At 73.5% G+C, this 23,524-nt stretch carries 22 protein-coding genes; 8 read left to right on the forward strand and 14 right to left on the reverse strand.

The window, feature by feature from the left end:
* Positions 1–128: 128 nt before the first annotated feature.
* From ABD990_RS32075 to ABD990_RS32085, 3 genes are read right to left on the reverse strand one after another with little or no spacing between them, the layout of a single operon-like run.
* Positions 129–752 (reverse strand): TetR/AcrR family transcriptional regulator, encoded by a 624-nt coding sequence (locus ABD990_RS32075; protein WP_345384556.1) that lies wholly within the window; start codon positions 750–752, stop codon positions 129–131.
* A gap of 21 nt (positions 753–773) precedes the next feature.
* A complete protein-coding gene (locus ABD990_RS32080) occupies positions 774–2,306 on the reverse strand; it encodes a class I adenylate-forming enzyme family protein (protein WP_345384557.1) in 1,533 nt (510 codons plus the stop codon).
* Positions 2,303–2,941 (reverse strand): nitroreductase family protein, encoded by a 639-nt coding sequence (locus ABD990_RS32085; protein ID WP_345384558.1) that lies wholly within the window; start codon positions 2,939–2,941, stop codon positions 2,303–2,305. Before ABD990_RS32085 ends, ABD990_RS32080 begins: the two co-directional genes overlap by 4 nt.
* 137 nt (positions 2,942–3,078) lie before the next feature.
* Between ABD990_RS32085 and ABD990_RS32090 the strand changes: the two genes are divergently transcribed.
* On the forward strand, positions 3,079–5,046 hold the full coding sequence (locus ABD990_RS32090; protein WP_345384559.1) for a flavin-containing monooxygenase: 1,968 nt from the start codon (positions 3,079–3,081) through the stop codon (positions 5,044–5,046).
* Here ABD990_RS32090 and ABD990_RS32095 read toward each other — a convergent pair.
* Entirely contained in the window at positions 4,992–6,215 is a 1,224-nt protein-coding gene (locus ABD990_RS32095) for a L,D-transpeptidase (RefSeq protein ID WP_345384560.1), read from the reverse strand. The genes ABD990_RS32090 and ABD990_RS32095 overlap by 55 nt on opposite strands.
* 126 nt (positions 6,216–6,341) lie before the next feature.
* A complete protein-coding gene (locus ABD990_RS32100) occupies positions 6,342–6,821 on the reverse strand; it encodes a hypothetical protein (protein ID WP_345384561.1) in 480 nt (159 codons plus the stop codon).
* 107 nt (positions 6,822–6,928) lie between these two features.
* On the opposite strand from ABD990_RS32100, the gene ABD990_RS32105 reads away from it, so the two are divergent.
* Positions 6,929–7,762, forward strand: coding sequence for a DNA-formamidopyrimidine glycosylase family protein (locus tag ABD990_RS32105; protein ID WP_345384562.1), 834 nt, complete (start codon positions 6,929–6,931; stop codon positions 7,760–7,762).
* A 67-nt stretch (positions 7,763–7,829) separates the two neighbouring features.
* On the opposite strand, the gene ABD990_RS32110 is transcribed toward ABD990_RS32105, so the two are convergent.
* The 4 genes from ABD990_RS32110 to rimO form a co-directional block, all read right to left on the reverse strand.
* On the reverse strand, positions 7,830–8,645 hold the full coding sequence (locus ABD990_RS32110; protein ID WP_345384563.1) for a PspA/IM30 family protein: 816 nt from the start codon (positions 8,643–8,645) through the stop codon (positions 7,830–7,832).
* Positions 8,646–8,986: 341 nt separating this feature from the next.
* Positions 8,987–9,358: a helix-turn-helix domain-containing protein gene (locus tag ABD990_RS32115; RefSeq protein ID WP_345384564.1), complete on the reverse strand. Its 372-nt coding sequence runs from the start codon at positions 9,356–9,358 to the stop codon at positions 8,987–8,989.
* 146 nt (positions 9,359–9,504) lie between these two features.
* Positions 9,505–10,140: a CDP-diacylglycerol--glycerol-3-phosphate 3-phosphatidyltransferase gene (pgsA, locus tag ABD990_RS32120; protein WP_345384565.1), complete on the reverse strand. Its 636-nt coding sequence runs from the start codon at positions 10,138–10,140 to the stop codon at positions 9,505–9,507.
* 25 nt (positions 10,141–10,165) lie between these two features.
* Positions 10,166–11,641, reverse strand: coding sequence for a 30S ribosomal protein S12 methylthiotransferase RimO (gene rimO, locus ABD990_RS32125; RefSeq protein ID WP_345384566.1), 1,476 nt, complete (start codon positions 11,639–11,641; stop codon positions 10,166–10,168).
* Positions 11,642–11,687: 46 nt separating this feature from the next.
* On the opposite strand from rimO, the gene ABD990_RS32130 reads away from it, so the two are divergent.
* The 4 genes from ABD990_RS32130 to ABD990_RS32145 all read left to right on the forward strand — a co-directional run bounded on the left by ABD990_RS32130 (position 11,688) and on the right by ABD990_RS32145 (position 14,561).
* Entirely contained in the window at positions 11,688–12,185 is a 498-nt protein-coding gene (locus ABD990_RS32130) for an amino-acid N-acetyltransferase (protein ID WP_345384567.1), read from the forward strand.
* A 137-nt stretch (positions 12,186–12,322) separates the two neighbouring features.
* On the forward strand, positions 12,323–13,021 hold the full coding sequence (locus ABD990_RS32135) for an ankyrin repeat domain-containing protein (protein ID WP_345384568.1): 699 nt from the start codon (positions 12,323–12,325) through the stop codon (positions 13,019–13,021).
* 155 nt (positions 13,022–13,176) lie between these two features.
* Positions 13,177–14,007: a helix-turn-helix domain-containing protein gene (locus ABD990_RS32140; RefSeq protein ID WP_345384569.1), complete on the forward strand. Its 831-nt coding sequence runs from the start codon at positions 13,177–13,179 to the stop codon at positions 14,005–14,007.
* Between the two features lie 53 nt (positions 14,008–14,060).
* Positions 14,061–14,561 carry a tRNA (cytidine(34)-2'-O)-methyltransferase gene (locus ABD990_RS32145; RefSeq protein ID WP_345384570.1) on the forward strand — a complete coding sequence of 167 codons (501 nt, stop codon included), beginning with the start codon at positions 14,061–14,063 and terminating at the stop codon, positions 14,559–14,561.
* Here ABD990_RS32145 and ABD990_RS32150 read toward each other — a convergent pair.
* The gene (locus ABD990_RS32150; RefSeq protein WP_345384571.1) at positions 14,527–15,399 is read right to left on the reverse strand and encodes a YceI family protein; all 873 of its coding nucleotides are present in this window, start codon (positions 15,397–15,399) and stop codon (positions 14,527–14,529) included. The two genes, ABD990_RS32145 and ABD990_RS32150, sit on opposite strands and share 35 nt — an antisense overlap.
* A gap of 180 nt (positions 15,400–15,579) precedes the next feature.
* The gene (locus tag ABD990_RS32155; RefSeq protein ID WP_345384572.1) at positions 15,580–18,147 is read right to left on the reverse strand and encodes a DNA translocase FtsK; all 2,568 of its coding nucleotides are present in this window, start codon (positions 18,145–18,147) and stop codon (positions 15,580–15,582) included.
* A 121-nt stretch (positions 18,148–18,268) separates the two neighbouring features.
* Here ABD990_RS32155 and ABD990_RS32160 point away from each other — a divergent pair, with 121 nt between their 5' ends.
* Positions 18,269–18,697 carry an acetate--CoA ligase family protein gene (locus tag ABD990_RS32160; RefSeq protein WP_345384573.1) on the forward strand — a complete coding sequence of 143 codons (429 nt, stop codon included), beginning with the start codon at positions 18,269–18,271 and terminating at the stop codon, positions 18,695–18,697.
* Complete coding sequence (locus tag ABD990_RS32165) at positions 18,697–19,434, forward strand: enoyl-CoA hydratase-related protein (protein ID WP_345384574.1); 738 nt, start codon at positions 18,697–18,699, stop codon at positions 19,432–19,434. The genes ABD990_RS32160 and ABD990_RS32165 overlap by 1 nt, the downstream gene beginning before the upstream one ends.
* 261 nt (positions 19,435–19,695) lie before the next feature.
* On the opposite strand, the gene ABD990_RS32170 is transcribed toward ABD990_RS32165, so the two are convergent.
* From ABD990_RS32170 to ABD990_RS32180, 3 genes are all read right to left on the reverse strand, one after another.
* Complete coding sequence (locus tag ABD990_RS32170) at positions 19,696–21,387, reverse strand: ribonuclease J (RefSeq protein ID WP_345384603.1); 1,692 nt, start codon at positions 21,385–21,387, stop codon at positions 19,696–19,698.
* A gap of 126 nt (positions 21,388–21,513) precedes the next feature.
* The gene (gene dapA / locus ABD990_RS32175) at positions 21,514–22,524 is read right to left on the reverse strand and encodes a 4-hydroxy-tetrahydrodipicolinate synthase (RefSeq protein WP_345384575.1); all 1,011 of its coding nucleotides are present in this window, start codon (positions 22,522–22,524) and stop codon (positions 21,514–21,516) included.
* Positions 22,525–22,548: 24 nt separating this feature from the next.
* Complete coding sequence (locus ABD990_RS32180; RefSeq protein ID WP_345384576.1) at positions 22,549–23,436, reverse strand: hypothetical protein; 888 nt, start codon at positions 23,434–23,436, stop codon at positions 22,549–22,551.
* Between the last annotated feature and the right edge of the window lie 88 nt (positions 23,437–23,524).

Below are 23,524 nucleotides of genomic sequence, written 5' to 3' on the forward strand. Positions count from 1 at the left end.
AACTCCTCCGCCGAGCGTGTCGCCTCACTACCGGCCTGGCTGCACGGCTACAACCACCACCGGGCCCACACCGCGCTCGGCGGACACCCACCCGCCCACCGCGTCAACAACCTCTGCCGCGGGGACATCTAGCCGGACGCGGTGCCCGCCCCGAGCATCCGCCCGACGACGAGCTCGACGTATCCCTCGGCGACGTCGTCGAGGGAGAGGCCGCCGTCGTCGCGGAACCAGCCGCTGAAGCCGTTGAGCATGTCGAGCACGGCGAACGCGGCGAGCTGGGCGTCGGGCACGGTGAACTCGCCCGACCGCACACCCGCGGTGATCACGTCCCGGACCCGCCGCTGGTAGTAGCGGCGGTGCCCGTCGACCACGGCGCGGTGTTCCGGCGTCAGCGACGCCATCTCGTGCAGGCCCACGAGGTGCTCGACCCGTCGCCGGTACAGGTGCCGCAGGTGGGCGCGGACCAGCATCGCCATCCGCTGGGCGGGCGTGCCCGCGGCGTCGAGCAGGGGGAGGTTCTCCTCGCACGGCTCGCGGGTGACCGTCAGGCAGACCGCGTAGAGGATCTCCTCCTTGGCCGCGAAGTGGTGGTAGAGGCTCGCCCCGCGGATGCCGACGGCGTCGGCGATGTCCCGCATGCCGACGTGCGCGTATCCGCGGTCGGCGAAGGTCCGCGCCGCGGTGGTCACGATCTCCTCGCGGCGCAGCCGGGTCCGGGCCGTGCGGGAGAGGGCCAGGGGCTCCTCCGTCACACCGTCACCCCCTCACTCCCCTCACACGACGACCTTCCGCAGCTCGCGCTTGAGGATCTTGCCCTGCGGGTCGACGGGCAGTTCGGTCACCACGTGCACCGCCTTGGGCACCTTGTAGCCGGCCATCCGCTCCTTGCAGAAGGCGACCACCTCGTCCGGGTCGACGGTCGCGCCCTCCTGCGGGATCAGGAACGCCGTGACCGCCTCGGACCAGTACTCGTCCGGCTTCCCGACCACGGCCGCCCGCAGCACGCCGGGGTGCTCGTGCAGCACCCGCTCGACCTCCTGCGACGAGACGTTCATGCCGCCGGACTTGATCACGTCCTTGAGCCGGTCGCGGAAGAAGAGGTTGCCCGCGGCGTCGATCCGGACCATGTCGCCGGTGTGCACCCAGCCGTCGACCATGACCTCGGCGGTCCGCGCGGGGTCGCGGTGGTAGCCGAGCATGACGGACGGCGTGCGGCACAGCAGCTCGCCCACCTCGGCGTCCCGGCCCTCGGCGTCGACGACCCGCACCTCCAGGTGCGAGACCGGGGTGCCGATCCAGGTCGGGTCGTGGTCCGGGACGTCGTCGAGCGTGCGGAACCAGCCGACCGTGCCGAGCTGGGAGAGCTCGGACTGGCCCCAGTACGTCCCCCAGACGACGCCCGGGGCGGCCGCGGCCCACGCGGAGATCGCGTGCGGCGCGACCTGTCCGCCGTAGGTCATGCACCGCCGGACGGCGCCGACGGCGTCGGCACCGAACCCGGGCCGACCGGCCAGGGCCAGGTAGAAGGTCGGGGTCTGCGCGATCACCGTGACGCGCTCGCGGGCGATGATCTCCAGCGAGCGTGCCGGGTCGGTGGTCGCCGGCAGCACCAGCGTGGCGCCCATGAGCGTCAGCGTGGTCATCGAGCCGAGCCCGGCGATCGTGTGGAAGGGCATCACGAACAGCCAGGTGTCGTCCGGCCCGGTACGCAGCCCCCAGCTCCACGCCGGTGCCGTGGAGATCAGGTAGTTGCGGTGCGGGATCAGCACGCCCTTGGGCGTGGCCTCGGTGCCGGAGGTGTAGACGAGCATCGCGACGTCGTGCTCGTCGACCTCGGCCTCGGGCTCCGTGTCGTCCGCCGGCAGCTCGCCGCCGTACTCGACCAGCGTCGCGGCCTCGGGGAGCACGCTCCGGACGAGCTCGGCGAACGCGGCCGCGGCCAGCACGACCCGCGGTTCGGCGTGCCCGAGCTGGTGCGCGACCTCCGGGGCGCGGTGCAGCGGGTTGATCCCGGTGAACGCCGCACCCAGCTTGAGCGCGCCGTAGTACGCGGCCACGACGTCGACCGAGTTGGGTGCCATCGACGCGACGACGTCCCCGCGGCCGACCCCGAGCCCGCGCAGCAGGTGCGCGTACCGGTTCGCCCGCCGGTCCAGCTCCGCGTAGGTGGTCTCGGAGCGGATCCCGTCCGCGGTGTACCCGACGACGGCGACCGCCGCGGGCCGGGTGCGAGCGTGCCGCCGCAGCTGGTCGCCGATCGTGGCGCGGGCCAGCGGGCGGGTGTACTGCTCGGCGAGCGCGCTCATGCGAAGAGCCGCGAGCCGTAGGTGTCGGCGAAGACGGCCTCCTCGACCGGGCCGCGGCTGAGCTTCCGCGGGAAGCCCTTGGCCGGGTAGCCGATCGCGACGTGCGCGGCCGTGATGATCCCGTCCGGGATCTCGAGCAGCTTCCTCACCTCGGGCTCGGAGTGGCAGAGCAGGGTGGTGACCGCGGAGGCGACGCCCTGGTCGCGCAGCGCGAGGCAGAAGTTCTGCATGACCGGGTAGATCGACGCCCCGCCGACCACGGAGAGCCGGCCGAGCTCGTGGTCGGTGGGGTGCAGCCCGTCGAGCTCCGCGCAGACCACGACGATCGCGGGGGCGTCGGCGAGGTGCTCGGCGAAGTGGTCGGCGTCGGCAACGGTCTTCGGCACGGCTCCGACCCGGACGTCGCCGATCCCGACGTTCGCGAGGTACGCCTTCCACGGCGGCAGATAGAGCTCGGCGAGGGCGCGCTTGCGCTCCGGGTCGCGGACCACGATCCAGCGCAGCGGCTGCCGGTTGCCGCCCTGCGGGCCGAAGCGGGCGGCGTCGAACGCGCGGTGCAGCACCTCGTCGGGCACGGGGTCCGGGGTGAAGTACCGGCACGTGCCGGTGGTCCGCATGGCCTCGGTCAGCTCCATCGCTGTCTCCCTGTCCGCGGTTAGGTGTCGGAGGGGAGCATGGAGTGGCCCGCATCGTGCGTCAAGGCCGAACTTCACCCAGCCCTTCCGCCCAATGCCTAACCACGGTTAGGCTTCGTCGACGAGGAGGTCCGCCGATGGGGTTCGTACCGTTCGCGCCGGAGCGCGCGCCGATCGACCGTGCCGCGCTGACGGCGGCGCTGGAAGGGGCGAACCTGCCCTCGCTGGTCGCGGTGCTGTACCAGCTGACCGGGGACCGGCGCTGGCTCGCCGACCCCTACCGCCCCACCCGCAGCCGCGGGATGGAGGACAACGACCCGGGCGGCTTCCCGCCGGAGATCCGGGCCGAGATCCGGGCCGCGGCGGCCGACGCGGTGTGCGCCTGGGCCGCCGGCGCCCCCGTCGCCGTCCCGTCGCCGACGGGCGCGGACCTCGCCGAGATCATGAGCCTGGCCGTCGGCGAGGACGTGCCGCTCGAGTACGCCGACATGACCGCCGAGGACATGGGCTTCGCCCCGGTCGAGGTCCGCCGCGCCCCGCCGGGCGCCCTGCGCGCGATCGTGATCGGGGCCGGCGTGTCCGGGATGCTCGCCGCGATCCGGCTGGCCGAGGCCGGGATCGAGCATGTCGTGCTGGAGAAGAACGCCGACGTCGGCGGCACCTGGCTGGAGAACGCCTACCCCGGCGCGGGCGTCGACACCCCGAGCCACCTGTACTCGTACTCCTTCGCGCCGCGTGACTGGACCACCCACTTCGGCAAGCGCGACGAGGTGTGGGAGTACCTGCGCGCGGTCGCCGACCGCCACGACCTGCGCGAGCGGATCCGGTTCGGCACCGAGGTCGTCTCCGCGACCTGGGCGGACGGGTGCTGGACGGTCCGGACGGCGGGCGGCGAGGAGCTCACCGCGGAGGTCGTGATCACCGCGACGGGCCAGCTCAACCGGCCCAGGATCCCGCCCGTCCCCGGCCTCGACCGGTTCCGCGGGCCGCTGTTCCACACCGCGGAGTGGCCCGCCGACCTCGACCTCACCGGCAAGCGCGTCGTGGTCATCGGCACCGGCGCGAGTGCCATGCAGGTGGTGCCCGCCGTCGCCGAGCGCGTGGCGCACCTGACCGTCTTCCAGCGCTCGCCGCAGTGGGTCGCGCCCAACGAGGTGTACTTCTCCCCCGTCGCCGAGGGCGCCCGTTACCTGATCGAGCACGTACCCTACTACCGGCTCTGGTACCGCACCCGGCTCGCCTGGAACACCAACGACCGCGTCCACCCCGGCCTGCAGAAGGACCCGGCGTGGCAGCACCCCGACCGGTCGGTCAACGCCCTCAACGACGGCCACCGGCGCGTCTTCACCCGCTACCTGGAGGCCGAGCTCGCGGGCCGGCCCGATCTCGTCGCCAAGGCGCTGCCGGACTACCCGCCCTTCGGCAAGCGGATGCTGCTGGACAACGGCTGGTTCGCCGCGCTGCGACGGGAGAACGTCACCCTGCTCACCGAGGCGGTGACCGAGGTGACGGAGACGGGGGTGCGCGGCGCCGACGGGGCGGAGGTCGAGGCCGACGTCGTGATCCTCGCGACCGGCTTCCACACCCACCGGGTGCTGTGGCCGATCGAGGTCCGCGGGCGCTCCGGCCGGCGGATCGACGAGGTGTGGGGCCCGGAGGACGCACACGCCCACCTCGGCATCACCGTGCCGGACTTCCCCAACCTGTTCCTGACCTGCGGCCCGGGTACCGTGCTCGGGCACGGCGGCAGCTACATCACCATCGCCGAGTGCCAGGTCCGGTACATCGTGGACCTGCTGGTCACGATGGCCGAGCAGGGCATCGGCGCGGTCGAGGTGCGGCCGGAGGTCGAGGCGGACTACGTCCGGCGCCACGACGAGGCGCACGAGGCCATGATCTGGACCCACCCCGGCATGCGGAACTGGTACCGCAACGCCGCCGGCCGGGTCGTCTCCGCGCTGCCCTGGCGGATCGTCGACTACTGGCGGATGACGCGCGAGCCCGACCTGCGGGACTACCGGATCGACCCCGGGAACGGTGACGGCGCCGGCTACAGCGCCGAGCCCGCCTTCCAGTCCGCCCAGCTCAGCTCCCAGTCCCCGTAGGTGTCGTAGACCGGCAGGGCCGGGCCTCCGGAGTTGGCGATCTCGACGACGTCGCCGATGCCGAAGTGGTCGTAGAACCACCGGGCGTCGGCCGGCGCGAGGTTGACGCAGCCGTGGGAGACGTTCGCGTTGCCCTGCTGGCCGACCGACCACGGTGCTGAGTGGACGAACTCGCCGTCGTCGGAGATCCGCAGGTCGAGGTCGACCTTCTCCTTGTAGTAGCCGGGCTGGCCCTCGCACACGCCGTAGGTGCAGGAGTCCATGACGATCGACGGCTGCTTGTCCGAGATGACGTGCGGGCCGGTGTGGGAGGGGAACCCGGGCGCCCCGAGGCTGATGTTCATGGTCTTGACGAGCTGCCCGTCGTCGAAGATCTGCATCTGCTCGGAAGCGCCGTCCGCCTTGGCGACCCACGCGTCGTGCACCTTCACCGTCATCGTCCGGTCGGTGGAGCCGTAGGTGCCGGCGCCGAGGTCCACGCCGTAGAGGTCGGCCCGCACGGTCAGCGTGGTGCCGGGCTTCCAGTACTGCTGCGGCCGGTAGTGCACCTCCGTGTCGGAGATCCAGTACCAGCCGCCGGGCTGCGCCGGGCTCGAGGTCACGGTGAGTGCCTTCTCGGCGGCGGCGCGGTCGGCGATCGCGTGGTCGAACCGCACGACGATCGGCTGCCCCACGCCGACGGTCGGCACCGAGTTCGGTGCCGGGACGAACGACGGGTACGCCTCGGCCTTCGGGGCGATCGTCGCGACGGTGCCGTCGGTGCGCCCGGGCGCCTGGTCGCGGTCGAGGGTGTCGACGGCCACGGCGTAGGTGGCCGCGTAGGCGAGGTCGCCGGTGGAGGTCCAGGTGTGGCCGTCCGGCGCGAGGGTGCCGTCGACGGCCGTGCCCGTCCTCGTGTTAGTGACGTGCACGGCCCGGGCGGTGCCGTCGGTGACCGTCACGGTGATCGGGTCGGTCGGGTTCAGCGGCGTGCCCTGGGCCGGCGTGATGTGCACGACGGGTGCGGGCGCGGCGTCGACCGTCGGTGCGCCCGCGACGGGGGCCGATCCGGCGGCGCCGAACGCGCCCGCCGCGGCGCTCGGGTGCACGCCCACCAGGATGCCGAGCCCGAGCGCGACCACGACCGCGATCCCGAGCGCGGTGCTCCCCCACCCTCGCGACACCTTCATCCGCACCGTCCTCCCCGTCGACCGCGGATGATTCTGGCGGGGTGGGGGCCGCCACACCGCGCCGGTACGCGAACGTCCGGATCGGGCGTTTTCGCAGGTGACGAACGGGACGGACCGCCCGGCGCGTCAGCGGCCGACGGCGGCGACGAGTGCGCGGAGCGCCTCCTGCATGGAGGCCAGGTCCGCGCCGCACTCCCCCGCCGGCCCGGGCGGGGCGCCGACCGGGATGCACTGGTCCTGGGTGAACCGGTTGACCGCGCCGTCGACGGCGTCGGCGGCCTTCGTGAGCGCCTCCGGCGAGGTGACATGGTCCGCCTCGGCGCGCGCGGCGGGTACCACGTTCTGGACCTCCCGGACGAAGCGCGCGCAGTTCGGGTAGATCTGCTCGGCCGGCCTCGTCGCGCACTCGTCCAGCGAGATCGACGCGAGCTTGGTCCGCAGCGCGGGCAGGGTCGCGCTGGGCGCGCCGTCGTCGCCCGAGCTCGCCGAACCGGTGGTCGACTCGCCGCACCCGGCCAGGGCCGCGAGCGTCAGGGCCGCGAGCGTCAGGGCCGCGAGCGTCAGGGCCGCCGCGGCCGCCAGGCGGGCCGTCCGGAACGTGCGCACGTCCCCGACCCTAGGCGCCCCGGCGGGTCCGGGCCGCCGATGCCCCGCGGGCACCGCCGCGGGTCCGTACCGCGCACGGAGGTCCCCACCTCGCTACCGTCGGGGGTGTGCCCGAGGGCGACACCGTCTACCTGGCCGGGAAACGCCTGAACGCGGCGTTGGCCGGGCGGACGCTGCTGCGCGGGGAGATCCGCCACCCCCGCCTCGCCGGGGTCGATCTGGCGGGACTCGGGGTGGTCGGCGTCGCGTCCGTGGGCAAGCACCTCTTCACCCGGTTCGACGACGGGCAGAGCCTGCACAGCCACTTCCGCATGGACGGCGCGTGGCACCTGTACCACCCGGGGATGCGGTGGCGTCGGCCCGGTCACGAGGCCCGCGCGGTGCTGGAGGTGCCGGAGCGGGTGGCCGTCGGGTTCGCGCTGCACGACCTGGAGCTGCTGCCGACGGCGGAGGAGTCGCGGCTCGTCGGGCACCTCGGCCCCGACCTGCTCGACCCGGGGTGGGGGCCGGAGCACGAGGCCGAGGCCCTGCGTCGGCTCGACGCCCGCGCCGACCACGAGCTGGGCCTGGCGCTGCTGGAGCAGCGGGTCACGGCGGGCGTCGGCAACCTGTACAAGACCGAGATCTGCTTCCTGCTCGGCCTCTCCCCGTGGACGCTCGTGCGGGACACGCCGGACCTGCCCGGCGTGATCGCCCTGGCCCGCAAGCTCCTGCTGATGAACGCCGACCGGCCCGAGCAGACCACCACGGGCTCGCCGCACCCGGCCGAGGCGCACTGGGTGTTCGAGCGCGGGGGCCGGCCCTGCCGCCGCTGCGGTACCCGGATCCGGGTCGCCGAGCAGGGCGACGGCGTCTACGCCCGCGTCGCCTACTGGTGCCCGCGCTGCCAGCCCGGTCCCGCCCCGCGGCCCACCCACACCCGGCGCCCCCTCCGTCGCTGACGGGCCCCGGGAACGCCGGACGCCGCCCACCTCCGGCGAGGCGAGCGGCGTCCGTGACGAGGAGACCTCAGGCGGTGCCGGGCTGCTGCTGCCCCTGCGGGGTGCTCTGCGGGGCCGCCGGGATCTGCTGCGTCGGCTTCTCCTCCGCCCCGGAGATCGGGGTGCCGTGCATCGAGGCGCGGATCTGCTCGAGCCGGTTGGCGCCCGCCATGTCGACGGTCGCCTGCTGGACCTCGAGCATGCGGCCCTGGACCGAGTTCTGGGCCAGCTCGGCCGAGCCGATCGCGTTGGCGTAGCGGCGCTCGATCTTGTCCCGGACCTCCTCCAGCGACGGCGTGTTGCCCGGCGCCGAGAGCTCGGTCATCTGCCGCAGCGAGGCCGCGGCCTGCTCCTGCATCTTCGCCTGCTCGAGCTGGCTGAGCAGCTTCGTGCGCTCGGCGATCTTCTGCTGCAGCATCATCGAGTTGCGCTCGACGGCCTGCTTGGCCTGCGCCGCGGCGCCGATCGACTGGTCGTGCAGCGTCTTGAGGTCCTCGACCGACTGCTCGGCCGTGACCAGCTGGGTGGCCGTGGCCTGCGCGGCCTGCTCGTACTGCTGGGCCTTCTGCTCGTCGCCCTGGGCCCGCGCCTGGTCGGCGAGGACCAGCGCCTGCCGTGCCGAGGCCTGCAGCTTCTCGATCTCCCCCAGCTGCCGGTTGAGCTTCATCTCCAGCTGGCGCTGGTTGCCGATGACGGCCGCCGCCTGCTGCGAGAGCGCCTGGTGCTGGCGCTGTGCGTCCTCGATGGCCTGCTGGATCTGCACCTTCGGGTCCGCGTACTCGTCGACCTTCGACGAGAACAGGGCCATCAGGTACTTCCAGGCCTTCGTGAAACCGTTGGCCATCTGCTCCGCCTACCTCCGAGTGCGAACCGGGTACCGCCTCCACCGAGCGGACCGCGTGCTTCCCCCCGCGACCGCCGCGCGGTGCTCTTCGCGCCCATCGTGGCATCGCCACGGCCTCGGGTGCCACCGCGTGCGGACGATATCGGGGATCGTCCGGAGGCCGCCCTCGGGGCGACCCCGGCCCAGGCTACCGGGCGCGGAGGGACCGGCGCGGCGACGCCGGACGAACCGGACAGGACCCGCCCACAGCGTGATCTCAGCGGCGCGGGAACCCGGCAGGGATGACGCCGCGCACCGAAAGGTGAACGGGCGCGGGACGGCGCCGTGGGCCGGCGGGTGGGTCAGGCGGCGGAGGCGACCGGGGTGCCCGGGCGACCGCCGAGCGGGGCGCCCGTGCGCACCGGGGCGAGGCGCAGGTCCGAGTGCCGCTGCCCGATCGGGACCAGCGTCTCCGTGCGGCCGACGAACTCCAGCTGCTCGTCCCGCGTCATCTCGCTGATGACCTCGGCGAGCAGGTCCGGCAAGGCGACGTCGAGGGCCTCGCAGATCGACGCGAGCAGCTCGCTCGAGGGCTCCTTGCGGCCGCGCTCGACCTCCGAGAGGTAGCCGAGGCTGACCCGGGCGGCGCGGGAGACGTCCCGCAGGGTGCGCTTCCGCAGGGTGCGGGCACGCCGAAGGCTGCCACCGATCGCCTCACGCAGCAGCAGAGCCATGCGCCCACCCTCCTCGTCGGACCCGTGCCACCCCCGTCCGGGGACGGGGGTTCCCCCACCGTACCGAGTCCGGGCCGTCCGCGTCGCCGCGGCGCGGCGCCCGACGCGTCCGCCGAGGGCGAACATCGCCGGAGCCCGAACGCGTGTCAGACCCGCCGCAGCGCCGCCCGGGCCGCGGCGCGCAGCCGGATCGCGCGCAGCACGTAGTCCAGGCCGGTCACCACGGTGAGCACGACCGCGGCCGCCATGAAGGTCCAGCGCACGATCTCCACCGCACCCGCCGCCGAGGGCAGCAGGAGCGTCAGCGGCAGCACGTAGAGGCCGATCGCGAACGTCTGGACCAGCGTCTTCAGCTTCCCGCCCTTGCTCGCCGGGATCACGCCGTGCCGGATCACCCAGAAGCGAAGCACTGTCACGCCGACCTCGCGGCCCATGATCACCACGGTGACCCACCACGGCAGGATCGCCAGCACCGACAGCCCGACCAGGGCCGCCCCCATGAGCGCCTTGTCGGCGATCGGGTCGGCGATCTTGCCGAACGAGGTGACCAGGCCCCGCTTGCGCGCGATCTCGCCGTCGAACCGGTCCGTGATCGCCGCCACGGCGAACAGCAGGGCCGCGACGAGGCGCCAGCCCAGGTCCGTGCCGTCGAGGTGCAGCAGGGCGAGCAGGAAGAACGGGACGAGTACCAGCCGGACGCCGGTGAGCACGTTGGCGAGGTTCAGCAGCGGGACCGCGTTCTCCGGCGAGGCGACGGGCTCCTCGGCCGGGACCGCGCTCATCGCGCTCCCCCGCCGCCCGCGGCGCTCATCCCGCCGTTCCCACGGTCACGAGCCCGCCCGCGACCGGGACCACGACCTCGCGGGCCTCGACGACGAGGTCGGCGCCCTCGGCGTCGACCACCTCGGCCCGGACGAAGGAGCCGACCCCGAGGGGCTCGCCGGCGAGCTCGCCGGAGACGAACACGCACTCGCCGTCGACCTCCGGGGCCTGGTGCGCGGCGCGCCCGGTGGCGTCCTCGGTCGCCGACCCGGCGGTCTCCACCAGCACGACGACCTCGGTGCCGATCCGCTCCTCGGCCCGTTGCGCCATCAGCTCGTCGACCAGCACGGAGATCCGCTCGACGCGTGCGGCGACCTCCTCCGGGTCGACCTTGCCCTCGTAGCCGGCCGCCTCCGTGCCCTCCTCGTCCGAGTAGCCGAACACGCCGACCGCGTCCAGCCGGGCGCCCGTCAGGAAGGCCTCGAGCTCGGCGAGGTCCTCCTCGGTCTCGCCGGGGAACCCGACGATCACGTTGCTGCGGATACCGGCCTCGGGCGCGAACGCGCGGATGCGCTCGCAGAGGTCGAGGAAGTCCGTGCGGGAGCCGAAGCGCCGCATCCGGCGCAGCACGGGGTTCGACGCGTGCTGGAAGGACAGGTCGAAGTAGGGCGCCACCCCGTCCGTGGTCGCGAGGACCTTCAGCAGGTCGGGGCGGGTCTCGGCGGGCTGCAGGTAGCTGACCCGGACGCGCTCGATCCCGGGGATCGCGGCGAGCCGGGGCAGCAGGTCCACGAGCGCCCGGGTGCCGCCGGGCAGGTCCTTTCCGTACGACGTCGAGTTCTCGCTGACCAGCACGAGCTCTCGTACCCCGTCCCGGGCGAGCCATGCCGCCTCGGCGATCACCTCGTCCGGGTGGCGCGACACGAAGGAGCCGCGGAAGGACGGGATGGCGCAGAACGCGCAGCGCCGGTCGCACCCCGAGGCCAGCTTGAGGCTCGCGACCGGGCCCGTGCTGAGCCGGCGGCGGGCGATGTCCGGCACCCAGGCGTGGCCGGGGATCGCGACGTCGACGCTCGCCTCCGGGCGCTGCACCGGCGAGATCGGGAGCAACGTGCGGCGGTCGACGGGGACGTGCGGGGCGGGCGCGTGCCCGTCGAGCACGTCGCCGAGGCGCTCGGCCAGCTCCGGGTAGGCGTCGAAGCCGAGCACGGCGTCGGCCTCGGGCAGGCTCTCGGCCAGCTCCTTGCCGTAGCGCTCGGCCATGCAGCCGACCGCGACGACCATGGCGCCACGGCCCTTCGCCACGTCCGACGCCGAGAGCAGCGTGTCGATCGAGTCCTTCTTGGCCTGCTCGACGAAGCCGCACGTGTTCACGACGATCACGTCCGCCTCGTCGGCCTCCGCCAGCTCCCAGCCGCTACCGGCCAACCGGCCGGCGAGCTCCTCGGAGTCGACCTCGTTGCGGGCGCAGCCCAGTGTCAGCAGGGCGGCCCGACGGGGCACGGCGCTTCGGGAACTCACGACTCACAGGGTAGACGGCAGCCCGCATGATCTACGCTCCACCGCCATGGCAGCGGTGGCCGTCCGGCGGGCGCGCACCGCCGACGTGACGACGATCAAGTCCCTCGTGGACAACTACGCGGGCAAGGTGCTGCTCGCGAAGGAGATCGTCACGCTCTACGAGTCGGTGCAGGAGTTCCTGGTCGCGGAGATCGACGGCGAGGTCGTCGGGTGCGGGGCGCTGCACGTGCTGTGGGAGGACCTCGGCGAGATCCGCACGGTCGCGGTGCACCCCAAGGTGCTCGGCCGCGGGGCGGGACACGCGATCGTATCGGCCCTGATCGCGAACGCCCGCGAGCTGGGGCTCAAGCGGCTGTTCGTGCTCACCTTCGAGCGGCACTTCTTCGGCCGGCACGGGTTCGCCGAGATCGACGGCACGCCGGTCTCGCAGGAGGTGTTCAACGCGATGCTGCGCTCCTACGACGCCGGCGTGGCGGAGTTCCTCGACCTCGCCCACGTCAAGCCCAACACCCTCGGCAACGTCCGCATGATGCTCACCCTCTGACCCCGCGGGTCGCGCCCTGAGCTCCCGCGAGTCACGCCCTGAGCTTCCGCGAGTCGCGCCCTGAGCTTCCGCGAGTCGCGCCCTGAGCTCGCACGAGTCGGGGCCTGCGCACCCGCGGGTCGGGGCAGGATCGGGGGATGACCGAGGCCGAGCAGCAGGCGGTGGCGGCGATCCAGGCCGGCGACGTGGCGGCGCTGTCCAGGCTGCTCGCCGCGCAACCCGCCCTCGCCACCGCCCGGCCGGACGGGGCACGGACGCTGCTCCACGTCGTCGCGGACTGGCCGGGCAACCGGCCGGCGGGCCCGGAGATGGCTCGGGTGCTCGTCGACGCGGGCGCGGACGTCGACGCGCGGTTCGTCGGCGCGCACCGGGAGACCGCCCTGCACTGGGCCGCCAGCAACGACGACGTCCCGCTGGTCGACGCCCTCCTCGACGCCGGCGCCACGATCGACGCCGACGGCGCGGTGATCGCCGACGGCACGCCGCTCTCCGACGCCGTCGCCTTCGGTCAGCACACCGCCGCCCGGCGCCTGGTCGACCGGGGCGCCATCCCCCGGCCCGCCGAGGCCGCGGCGCTCGGCATGGTGGACCTGCTTGTCGCCGAGTACGAGGAGCACCCACCCCGGCCGGACGACGTCGACGTCGCGTTCTGGTACGCCTGCCACGGCGGGAGCCTCGATGCGGCCGAGTACCTGCTCGCCCGGGGCGCGGAGCTGGACGTGCTGCCGCCCTGGGAGCACCTCACTCCCCTCGACGCCGCGGAGCGGGCGGACGCGGCGGAGGTCGTCGGCTGGTTGCGGCGCCACGGGGCGCGCCGGGCCGCAGAGCTGGGGTGAACCAGCACAGACTCGCCACTTGCGCTGCAGGAGCTCGCGACTCGCGGGAACCCACAGCGCGACTCGCGGGAACCCACAGCGCGACTCGCGGGAGTCGGGCGGGTCGCGGGGCTCGTGGGGTGCGGGGGCGTGAGCTGCGTCGATACCCTCGGGGTGTGACCGATCCGACCCGCCCCACCGGCGGCTCGGAGCTGGTGTGGGCGCGGCCGGCTCCGGCGCTGCGCCCGCTCGTCGACCTCTACAGCGGCTACCGCATGCCCGCGACCGCGCCGGGCACGCACATGGGCGTCCCGAGTGGGCACCTGACCTTCGTGCTCTGCCTCGACGGCGTCGTCGACGTCCTGCGGACGCCCGACCCGGACCGGTCGTCCGGCTCCCACCGGAGCATGGTCGGCGGGCTCCACGACCGGCCGGCGGTGATCGGCACCGGTCCCGCCCAGACGGGCCTGCAGCTGCGGCTGACCTGGCTCGGCGCGCGCGTCCTGCTCGGCACGCCGGCGAGCGCCCTGGCCGGCGACGTCGTCGGGCTCGGGGACCTCCTCGGCCGGCGAGCGGCGATCCTCGTCGAACGGCTCGCCGAGGCCCCGACCTGGACGAACCGGTTCGCGCTCCTGGACGCCGCGCTCACCCGCCTCGCCGCCGACGCCCGCCGCCCCGACCCGCACCCGGAGGTCGCCCGGGCCTGGGACCGGCTGGCCGGGACCGGCGGCACGCTGCGGATCGAGGAGCTGGCCCGCGAGATCGGCTGGAGCCGCCGGCACCTGGCGGTGCGGTTCCGCGACGAGGTCGGCCTCTCCCCCAAGTCCGCCGCCAGGGTGATCCGGTTCGAGCGGGCGTGCGACCTGCTCCGCGGTCCCCGGCGCCCGGCCCTCGCCGACACCGCCGCCCGCTGCGGCTATGCCGACCAGGCCCACCTCGCCCGGGACTTCCGGGAGCTCGCCGGACTCACCGCGACCGAGTGGCTGGCCGAACGCCCCGACGGCTGATCCGGCGCCCGCCCGAGCACCCCGTGCGGGCCGCCGCCTGCTACGAAGGGCCCGTGTTCCGGATCGCCTTCCACGCCCCCGAGATCCCGCCCAACACCGGGAGCGCGATCCGGCTCGCGGCCAACACCGGCGCCGAGCTGCACCTCGTGGAGCCGCTGGGCTTCGCGCTCGACGAGCGCAACGTCCGCCGCGCGGGCCTCGACTACCACGAGCTCGCCGAGCTGCGGGTGCACCGCACGATCGACGAGCTGTGGGTGGCGGTCGGGCCCGCCCGCGTCTACGCGTTCACCACCGGCGCGGACCGCGACTACACCGACGTCGCCTACGAGCCCGGCGACGTCCTGCTGTTCGGCTCGGAGTCGACCGGGCTCCCCACGGACGTCGCCCACGCCCCGCAGGTCAGCGCGCGGGTCCGCCTGCCGATGGTCCCGGGGTCGCGCTCGCTGAACCTCGCCAACGCCGCGGCCGTGGCGGTCTACGAGGCCTGGCGCCAGCACGCCTTCGCCGGGGCGGCGTCCGCTACTGCTGCAGGACCGCCTGCACGTCGAGGTTGATCTCGATCGTCGAGCCGACCACGGGCACGCCGCGGTTGACCATCTGCTGCCAGTTGAGCGTGAAGTGCTCGCGGTGCAGCTCCGCGGTGGCGACGGCACCGGCGCGCCGGCCGTTCCACTCCTCCATGCCGAGGAAGGTGACGTCGAGCTGCACGTCGCTGGTCAGGCCGTGCAGGGTCAGGTCCCCGTCGACGATCCAGCGGTTGCCCGGGCCGCGGCGGAACCGGGTGCTGGAGAAGCGCAGCTGCGGGAAGCGCTCGACGTCGAGGAAGTCCGGGGACCGCAGGTGCGTGTCCCGGGCCTCGACGTTGGTGTCGACGCTGACGGCGTCGATCACGACGTCGACGGCGGAGTCCTCGAAGGGCTCGGCGATGCGGATCTGCCCGCGGAAGCGGTTGAACCGGCCGTAGACCCGCGACATGCCGATGTGCCGGGCGATGAACCGGACCGACGAGTGGTCCGGGTCGATGTCGTAGACCCCGGGCGGCGGCGGGGTGAGCGAGTGGTCCGGCGCGAGCGTCAGCGCGCCCACCTCGGCGTGCTTGCCCCACTCGACCTCGACGGTGGTGCCGTTGCCCCGGTAGCCGCCGGCCTCGGCGCGCACCCGGTACTGCCCGGGGACGAGCGCGGCGGTGAAGTAGCCGAAGGGGTCGGTGTCGGCGTTGAGGATCCGGGTGCTGGCGCGGTCGAGGACCGCGACCTGCGCCCCGGCCAGCGGGCGCCCCTCGCCGTCCTGGACCTGCCCGCTCAGCAGGCCGCCCGTGAGCGGGATCGGCACGAGAGCGTTGCGACCGGTGTCCGACCGCCGCGCACCCTTCCCACGCTTGCTCCAGAACACTGCACACCTTCCGACGAGCGAGACGGCCCGGGCACGGGCCGCCGAACACTCTGGCAGAAAAGGTCACGAACCGGTGACGCCGACGGCCCTCTTGTGAAAGCCCCCACACGGCGGCACGGCGAACGGCTGCTCAGCGGAGCCGAACGACACGACCGGCTCGCGTCTTCGCTGGTAGAAGCTTCAATCACCGTCCTCGGAGGGAGGGTCGCCGCTCCCGCCGCGGAGCAGCCAGACGACGTTCTCCAGCTCGTCCGGCTTGATCAGCACCTCGCGCGCCTTCGACCCCTCGGAGGGCCCGACGATCCCGCGGGTCTCGAGCAGGTCCATCAGCCGGCCCGCCTTCGCGAAACCGACGCGCAGCTTCCGCTGGAGCATCGACGTCGACCCGAACTGCGAGGTCACGATCAGCTCGGTCGCCTGGACCAGGAGCTCGAGGTCGTCCCCGATGTCCGGGTCGATCTCCTTGGCCTCGCCCTGCTTCGCCGCCGTGACACCCTCGGTGTAGGTCGGCTCGGCCTGCTCCTTGGTGAACCCGACGACCTCGGCGATCTCCTCGTCCGAGATGTACGCGCCCTGCATGCGGATCGGCTTGCTCGCGCCCATGGGCAGGTAGAGCCCGTCGCCCATGCCGATCAGCTTCTCGGCGCCGGGCTGGTCGAGGATGACCCGGGAGTCGGTGAGCGACGACGTGGCGAACGCCAGCCGGGACGGCACGTTCGTCTTGATCAGGCCGGTGACCACGTCCACCGACGGCCGCTGGGTCGCCAGGACGAGGTGGATGCCGGCCGCGCGGGCCTTCTGCGTGATCCGGACGATCGCGTCCTCGACGTCCCGCGGGGCCGTCATCATCAGGTCCGCCAGCTCGTCGACGATGCAGAGGATGTACGGGTACGGCCGGTACTCCCGCTCGCTGCCCAGCGGCGCGGTGATCTCGCCGGAGCGGACCTTGCGGTTGAAGTCGTCGATGTGCCGGACCCGGTTGGCCTGCATGTCCTGGTAGCGCTGCTCCATCTCCTCCACCAGCCAGGCCAGCGCGGACGCCGCCTTCTTCGGCTGGGTGATGATGGGCGTGATCAGGTGCGGGATGCCCTCGTACGGCGTGAGCTCGACCATCTTCGGGTCGACGAGGATCATCCGGACCTCCTCGGGCGTGGCCCGGGAGAGCAGCGAGACCAGCATCGAGTTGACGAAGCTGGACTTACCGGAACCGGTGGAGCCGGCGACGAGCAGGTGCGGCATCTTGGCCAGGTTCGCGCAGAGGAAGTGGCCCTCGATGTCCTTGCCCAGCCCGATCACCATCGGGTGTGTCTCGGTGCGGGCCGTGCCTGAGCGCAGCACGTCGCCGAGCCGGACCATCTCGCGGTCCGAGTTGGGCACCTCGATGCCGACCGCGGACTTGCCCGGGATCGGCGCGAGGATGCGCACGTTGTCCGTGGCCACCGCGTAGGCGATGTTCTTCGACAGCTGGGTGATCTTCTCGACCTTCACGGCCTGGCCCAGCTCGATCTCGTAGCGGGTGACCGTCGGGCCGCGGGTGAAGCCGGTGACCTGCGCGTCGACGTTGAACTGGTCCAGCACGCCGCTGATCGACTCGATCATGGCGTCGTTGGCCGCGGAGCGGAGCTTGGGCGCGGGGCCGGTCTCCAGCAGGTCCGCGGGCGGGAGCCGGTACTCGCCCTCGCCGACAGGCTCGCGGATGGCCATCGACATCTGCTCGCCCTCGGCCGGGGCGGGCTCCGCGGGCGGCGTGGCCTTGATCGTCGACGGGTCCGGGCGGGTCTTCGCCCGGGGCTTCGGCGCGACCGGGACGTACTCCTCCTCCGGCTCGGCCGGGGGCTCCGGGTGCGTCTCCGCCGCGGCGTCGGCCGCGGTGCCCTCCGCGAAGGCCTCGGCGCTGGACGCCTGCCGACGGCGGGTCGATCGGCGCCGCGCCGGCGGGGCCTCGACCGCGGGCTCCTCCGCGGCGACGGGCTCCTCGTCCTCCTCGCCCTCGGGGTGGACCTCCGGCTTGCCGAGCAGCCGCCGCACGCGGTCGGGCACCTCACGCACGGGCGTGGCCGTGAGCACGAGGAACGCGTAGAAGCTGACGAGCAGCAGGATCGGCACCGCGACCCACGCGGTGAGCCCGCTGGCCAGCGGGGTGGCCGCGACATAGCCGATCGCGCCGCCACCGGAGGCCCACTGCCCCGGCTCGTCCGGCGAGCCGGAGAACAGGTGCACCAGCCCGAGGACGCCGAGGGCCAGCAGCAGCGTGCCGACCGCGATCCGCGGCCGCGCCTCGGGGTGCGCGGGGGTGGTCATGAGCACGACGCCGACGGCCAGCAGGATCACCGGAAACAGTGCGCCGGCGATGCCGAACACCGCTCCGACGCCGGTGGAGAACCCGCGACCGACGGGCCCGCCGGCCTCCCACCAGATCCCGGCGGCGGAGATCACCGACAGCACGATGAACAGCACGCCGAGCCCGTCCCGCCGGTGCGCCGGGTCGATCTCCCGCGTGCGGCCCGCCGCGCGCCCGGCCGACTTCGTCACCTTCACGACGCCGCGGCCGACCGCGTCGATCCCCTTGTCGATCAGGTCCGGCTGGCGCTTCGCCGGGGCGCGCCTGGCGGGGGCGCGCTTCGCCGGGGTGCGGGAGCGCGAGGACGACGTGCGCGAACGGGACGAGGACGCGCGGGTCCGACCGGATCCGGCCGACGCCCACGCCTCACCGCTCGCGGCCCGCCCGGCCGTCCCTCGTCCCGCCATGTCGCCCACGGTAGTCGGCGAGGCGGACGATTCCGGGGACCGACGCACCACCGGCCGGGCCCCGAGCGAAGCTCACAGCCCGACTCGGCGGAGCCGGGAGCGCGACTCGCGGTCACGGGGAGTGGATCGTGCCCCTTCGCTGGCGCAGCTCGATCCGGTCGGCGCGCAGCTCGGGACCGAAGCCTTGTCGTCGACGTCGACGTCGACCTACTGTGAGATCGCGGAGCAGGCCTCTGGCCTGCGGGATCCCGCCTGCCCGGAGCCCTCGACGACGAGGAGGACCGCCCTGTCGGCCGCCGACCGCACCCCCGTCGCGCTCGACCACGACGCGGCGCTGGCCCTGCTGCGCAGCCTGCGCTCCTGGCCGTTGCCGGCCGGCCACCGCGGGTCCGCACCGCGGGACGTCGACGCCGCGGCCGCCGCCGTCGTCGCCGTCCCGCGGGCGATCGGGCACCCGGACCTCGCCGAGCTGGAGATCAACCCGCTGATCGTCGGGCGCGAGGGCGCGGTCGCCGTCGACGTCCTCGTGCGGCACACGGAGGGAACCTGATGGGCAGGATCGTGCTGGACAAGGCCGACGGGGTCGCGACGATCACCGTCGACTCCCCCGAGGTGAAGAACGGCCTCACCCCCGAGATGGGCCGCGAGCTCGTCGCGGTGTGCGAGGACGTCGACGCCGACCCGCAGATCGGGGCCGCCGTGGTGAAGGGGGCGGCGGGCACGTTCTGCTCGGGTGCCGACCGGCGCCGCTGGCAGCCCGGCGCCGACCAGGCCGAGGACGAGACCTACCGCAACAGCGGTGCCGTGTACCAGGCGTTCGTGCGGGTCGGGAAGCTCGCCGTGCCCACGATCGCCGCGGTCCGCGGGGCCGCCGTCGGAGCGGGGCTGAACCTCGCGCTGGCCACCGACCTGCGGATCGTGGCCGAGGACGCCCGGTTGCTGGCCGGGTTCCTGCGGATCGGGCTGCACCCCGGCGGCGGGTTCTTCACCCTCGCCGGGCGCACCGCGGGCCGGGAGGCCACCGCGGCGATGGGCCTGTTCAGCCAGGAGATCGACGGCCGTCGCGCCGTCGAGATCGGACTGGCCTGGGCCGCCGTCCCCGATGCCGAGGTCGAGGAGACCGCCCACCGGCTCGCCGCGGGCCCGGCGAAGGACCCGGCCCTGGCCCGCGAGGCCGTGCGGTCCTTCCGCACCGAACTCGGCCCGCCCGGGATCGGCTGGGAGGCCGCCGTCGAGTTCGAGCGGGCCACGCAGATGTGGTCGCAACGCCGCCGCAACAGCAGCTGACCCGCCCGCCCCGGGGACGAGGGTCTGGCGGGGTTCGGCCCCTCGCCCGTCTCCTGCAGCCTGCCGAGCAGGCTCCGGCCCGGGGCGGTGACCTCGACGAGGTGCGACCGGCGGTCCATCGGGTCGCATTTCTCAGCATCAGACGGTCGAAGAGTGTGACCGTCTGATGCTTCGAGATCTGACGTTTCGCGAAAAGGGTTCCCAGGCGTTGGCCGGACGGACCGATGGGACGGCCCGCTACACGGCCCCCTACACGGCCCCCTACACGGCGATGACGGTCGGGACGATCATGGGCCGGCGGCGGTACGTCTCCCCCACCCACTTCCCGACCACCCGGCGGACGGCCTGGGCGACGCGGTGGGTGTCGGTGATGCCGTCGTTCTCCGTGCGGGACAGCTCGTCCTCGACCATCGGGAGGACGGCGTCGAGCGCCTTGGGGTCGTCGGAGAACCCGCGGCCCGAGAGGGTCGGCCGCGACACCGCGCGCCCGGTGGTGCCGTCGATCGCCACGGTGATCGAGATGAAGCCCCCCTCGCCGAGCACCAGCCGGTCCGAGAGCACGCCCTCGCCGATGTCGCCGACCAGGTTCCCGTCGACGTACACCCGCCCCACCTCGACCCGCCCGGTGATCGCGGCCTTGCCGTCGACCATGTCGACGACCACGCCGTCCTCGGCGATCACGACGTTCTGCTCGGGGACGCCGGTCGCCACCGCGAGCGCCTTGTTCGCCCGCAGGTGCCGCCACTCCCCGTGCGCCGGCATGACGTTCGACGGCCGCACCGCGTTGTAGAGGAACAGCAGCTCCCCGGCCGGAGAGTGCCCGCTGACGTGCACCTTCGCGTTGCCCTGGTGCACCACCTTGGCCCCGAGCCGGGTCAGCCCGTTGATCACCGCGAAGACCGCGGTCTCGTTGCCCGGGATCAGCGAGCTGGCCAGGATCACGGTGTCGTCCGGGCGGATCACGACGGTGCGGTGGTCGCCGCGCGCCATCCGGGACAGCGCCGAGAGCGGCTCGCCCTGGGACCCGGTCGAGATCAGGACCAGCTGCTCGTCGGGCAGCCGCATGGCCTCGTCGAGGTCGACGAGCAGGTCGTCCGGGATGGTGAGCAGGTCCAGCTCGCCGGCCAGGCCCATGTTGCGCACCATCGACCGCCCCGCGAAGCAGACCTTGCGGCCGTGCTCGACGGCGGCGTCGAGCACCTGCTGCACGCGGTGCACGTGGCTCGCGAAGCAGGCGACGATGATCCGTGACGGCGCCTTGGCGAACACGTCGGAGATCACCGGTCCGATCTCGCGCTCCGGCGTGACGAAGCCGGGGACGTCGGCGTTGGTCGAGTCGACCACGAACAGGTCGACGCCCTCGTCGCCCAGCCGCGAGAACCCGGCGAGGTCGGTGAGCCGGTCGTCCAGCGGGAGTTGGTCGAGCTTGATGTCGCCGGTGTGCAGGACCAGGCCGGCGGGCGTGCGGATGGCGACGGCCAGCGCGTCCGGGATGGAGTGGTTGACCGCGAAGTACTCGCAGTCCCACGGCCCGTGGTGCAGCCGGTCGCCCTCCTTCACCTCCAGCAGGTGCGGGGTGAGGTGGTGCTCCTTGCACTTGGCCGCGACCAGGGCCAGCGTGAACCGCGACCCGACGACGAGCAGGTCCGGCTTCTGCCGCAGCAGGAACGGCACGGCGCCGATGTGGTCCTCGTGGCCGTGGGTGAGCACGAGGACGTCGATGTCGTCGAGCCGGTGCTCGATCGCCCGGAAGTCCGGGAGGATCAGGTCGACGCCGGGCGAGTCCTCGGAGGGGAACAGCACGCCGCAGTCGACGACCATGAGCCGGTCGGAGTACTCGAAGACCGTCATGTTCCGGCCGATCTCGCCGATGCCGCCGAGGGCGTAGACGCGCAGGCCGCCCTCGGGCAGGGCGGGCGGCGGCCCCGCGGGCAGCTCGGCCGGGTTGGTGATCTCCGGTGGCCGCGGCGGGCGCTCGGGACCGCGCTCCCGGCGTCCCGATCGGCGGCGACGGTCGTGGCGGGAGGAGGGACGACTCACAGTGTTATGTGCCTCTTCTTGCTGGTCGGAGGGGCCGGGTCAGCGGTAGGCGACCTCGGCCCCCAGATCGGTGTCCGTGCGGGTGCCCAGCGCCCCGTGTCCGGGGTGCGCGGGCCGGGCGTGCGGCACGCGGTCGGGGTCGAGCGCGACGCCGCCGGCCATCAGGTCCGCCGCGATCAGCGCGACCTGCTCCTCGGTCGCGGGCGGCAGGGGCAGCCGGGGCTCGCCGACGTCGATCCCCCGCAGCCGCAGCGCCACCTTGGAGAAGACCGCGCCGCCCACCCGCCCCATGCCGCGCAGCAGCGGGATCATGGCGTAGTGCAGGTTGCGGGCGCGGTCGTGCTCGCCGGCCTCGAAGGCGCCGAGCATCACGCGCAGCCGGTCCGCCACGACGTGCCCGATCACCGAGACGAACCCGACGGCCCCGACGGAGAGCCAGGGCAGGTTCACCGGGTCGTCGCCGGAGTAGTAGGCGAGCGTGGTGGTGGCGAGCACCTCGGTGCCGACGCGCAGGTCGTTGCGCGCGTCCTTGACCGCGAGGATGCGCGGGTGCTGGGCGAGCCGCTGCAGCGTCTCCAGCTCGATCGGGACGACCGAGCGGGGCGGGATGTCGTAGAGCATCACCGGCAGGTCGGTCGCGTCGGCGACCGCGGTGAAGTGCAGGACCAGCCCGTTCTGCGGGGGCCGCGAGTAGTAGGGCGTGACGACGAGCAGCCCGTGCGCCCCCGCCTTCTCCGCCTCGCGGGCGAGGTGGACGCTGTGCGCGGTGTCGTAGGTGCCGGCGCCGGCCACGATCGTCGCCCGGTCGCCCACCGCGCTCACCACGGCCCGGACCAGCTCGGACTTCTCCTTGTCGGTGGTCGTGGGCCCCTCGCCCGTGGTGCCGTTGACGACCAGCCCGTCGTTGCCCAGGTCGACGAGATGCGTGGCCAGCTCCTCCGCCTTCGCCAGGTCCAGCGCCCCGTCGGCGTCGAAGGGCGTGACCATCGCCGTCAGCACCTGGCCGAACGGGCGACCCGGGGGCAGGGCCTGCGCGGAGGAGCGGCTCATGGGGGTGACGGTACCCGGCCCCCGTCAGCACCCGCCGACCTGAGCAGTGCCGGGCGCGGCGAACTCGAGACGGATGGGGTCGGTCCGGTTCAACAGGACCGCCGTGCCCGTCTCGTGCGTCCAGTCCCTGGGCAGCAGGAGGATCTGGTCGGCGGACCGGAGGACGAGCTTGAGCCCGGTGTAGCGGACGGTGAAGGCACTCTCGGGCTCGGTGCACCTCGACATCGTCACGCCCGGGACCGTCAGCGCGAGCGGCTTCTCGCTGTAGACGACGGCGTCCGGTGTGTTGGGCAGGGCCGCGGCGATCTGCTGACCCCGCGTGATCCCGACCTGGACCGCGTAATTCCCGACGGCCCAGAACAGACCCACGCTCACGATCGCGAAGATCGCCGACCACTCGATGACGATCAGCGCGGGCCCGACGTCAGGGCGCGGCGTGTGCAGCTTCCGCAGCAGGCGTGCGGCATAGGCGACGAGCAGGGTGCCGAGCACGAGGAGCAGACCGGGCAGGACCGGGGCCTCGTGGAAAGTCGAGGGATCGAGAAGACCGATCACGGCCCAGACGAGGGCCGCGGCACCCACGACCGCGAGGCACGGGGTCGCGACCCTGACGAACCGCGCCCCGCGGTCACCCTCGATGACGGCATCGGCGATGCGGAGTGCCCACACCCCGACCGCGACCGCCGCCGCTCCGACCACCACCGGCACGAAGAGCCCGTCGGCGCTGCGGATCAGGTAGTCCTGCAGGCCGAGGTCGAAGACGGTGTAGGACACGCCCAGCCAGCGGAAGATGCCTTGGACCTCGAGCAGCCCGAAGTAGAACAGCAGCGCGGTCAACAGGGTGGTGGGCGCGACGACGGCCGCCGCCACCTTGAAAACCTTCGGGAGGGTCGCGATGACCTCCGCCGTCATCGGCGGCGGAAGATCCTCCTCACGGGCGGGCGGCGTCTGCGCCGCCTCCGGCGGACCGGTCGGACGGGGTCGCGGGGACGGCCGCACG

This window comes from Pseudonocardia yuanmonensis (genome assembly GCF_039542425.1).
Lineage (GTDB): Bacteria > Actinomycetota > Actinomycetes > Mycobacteriales > Pseudonocardiaceae > Pseudonocardia > Pseudonocardia yuanmonensis.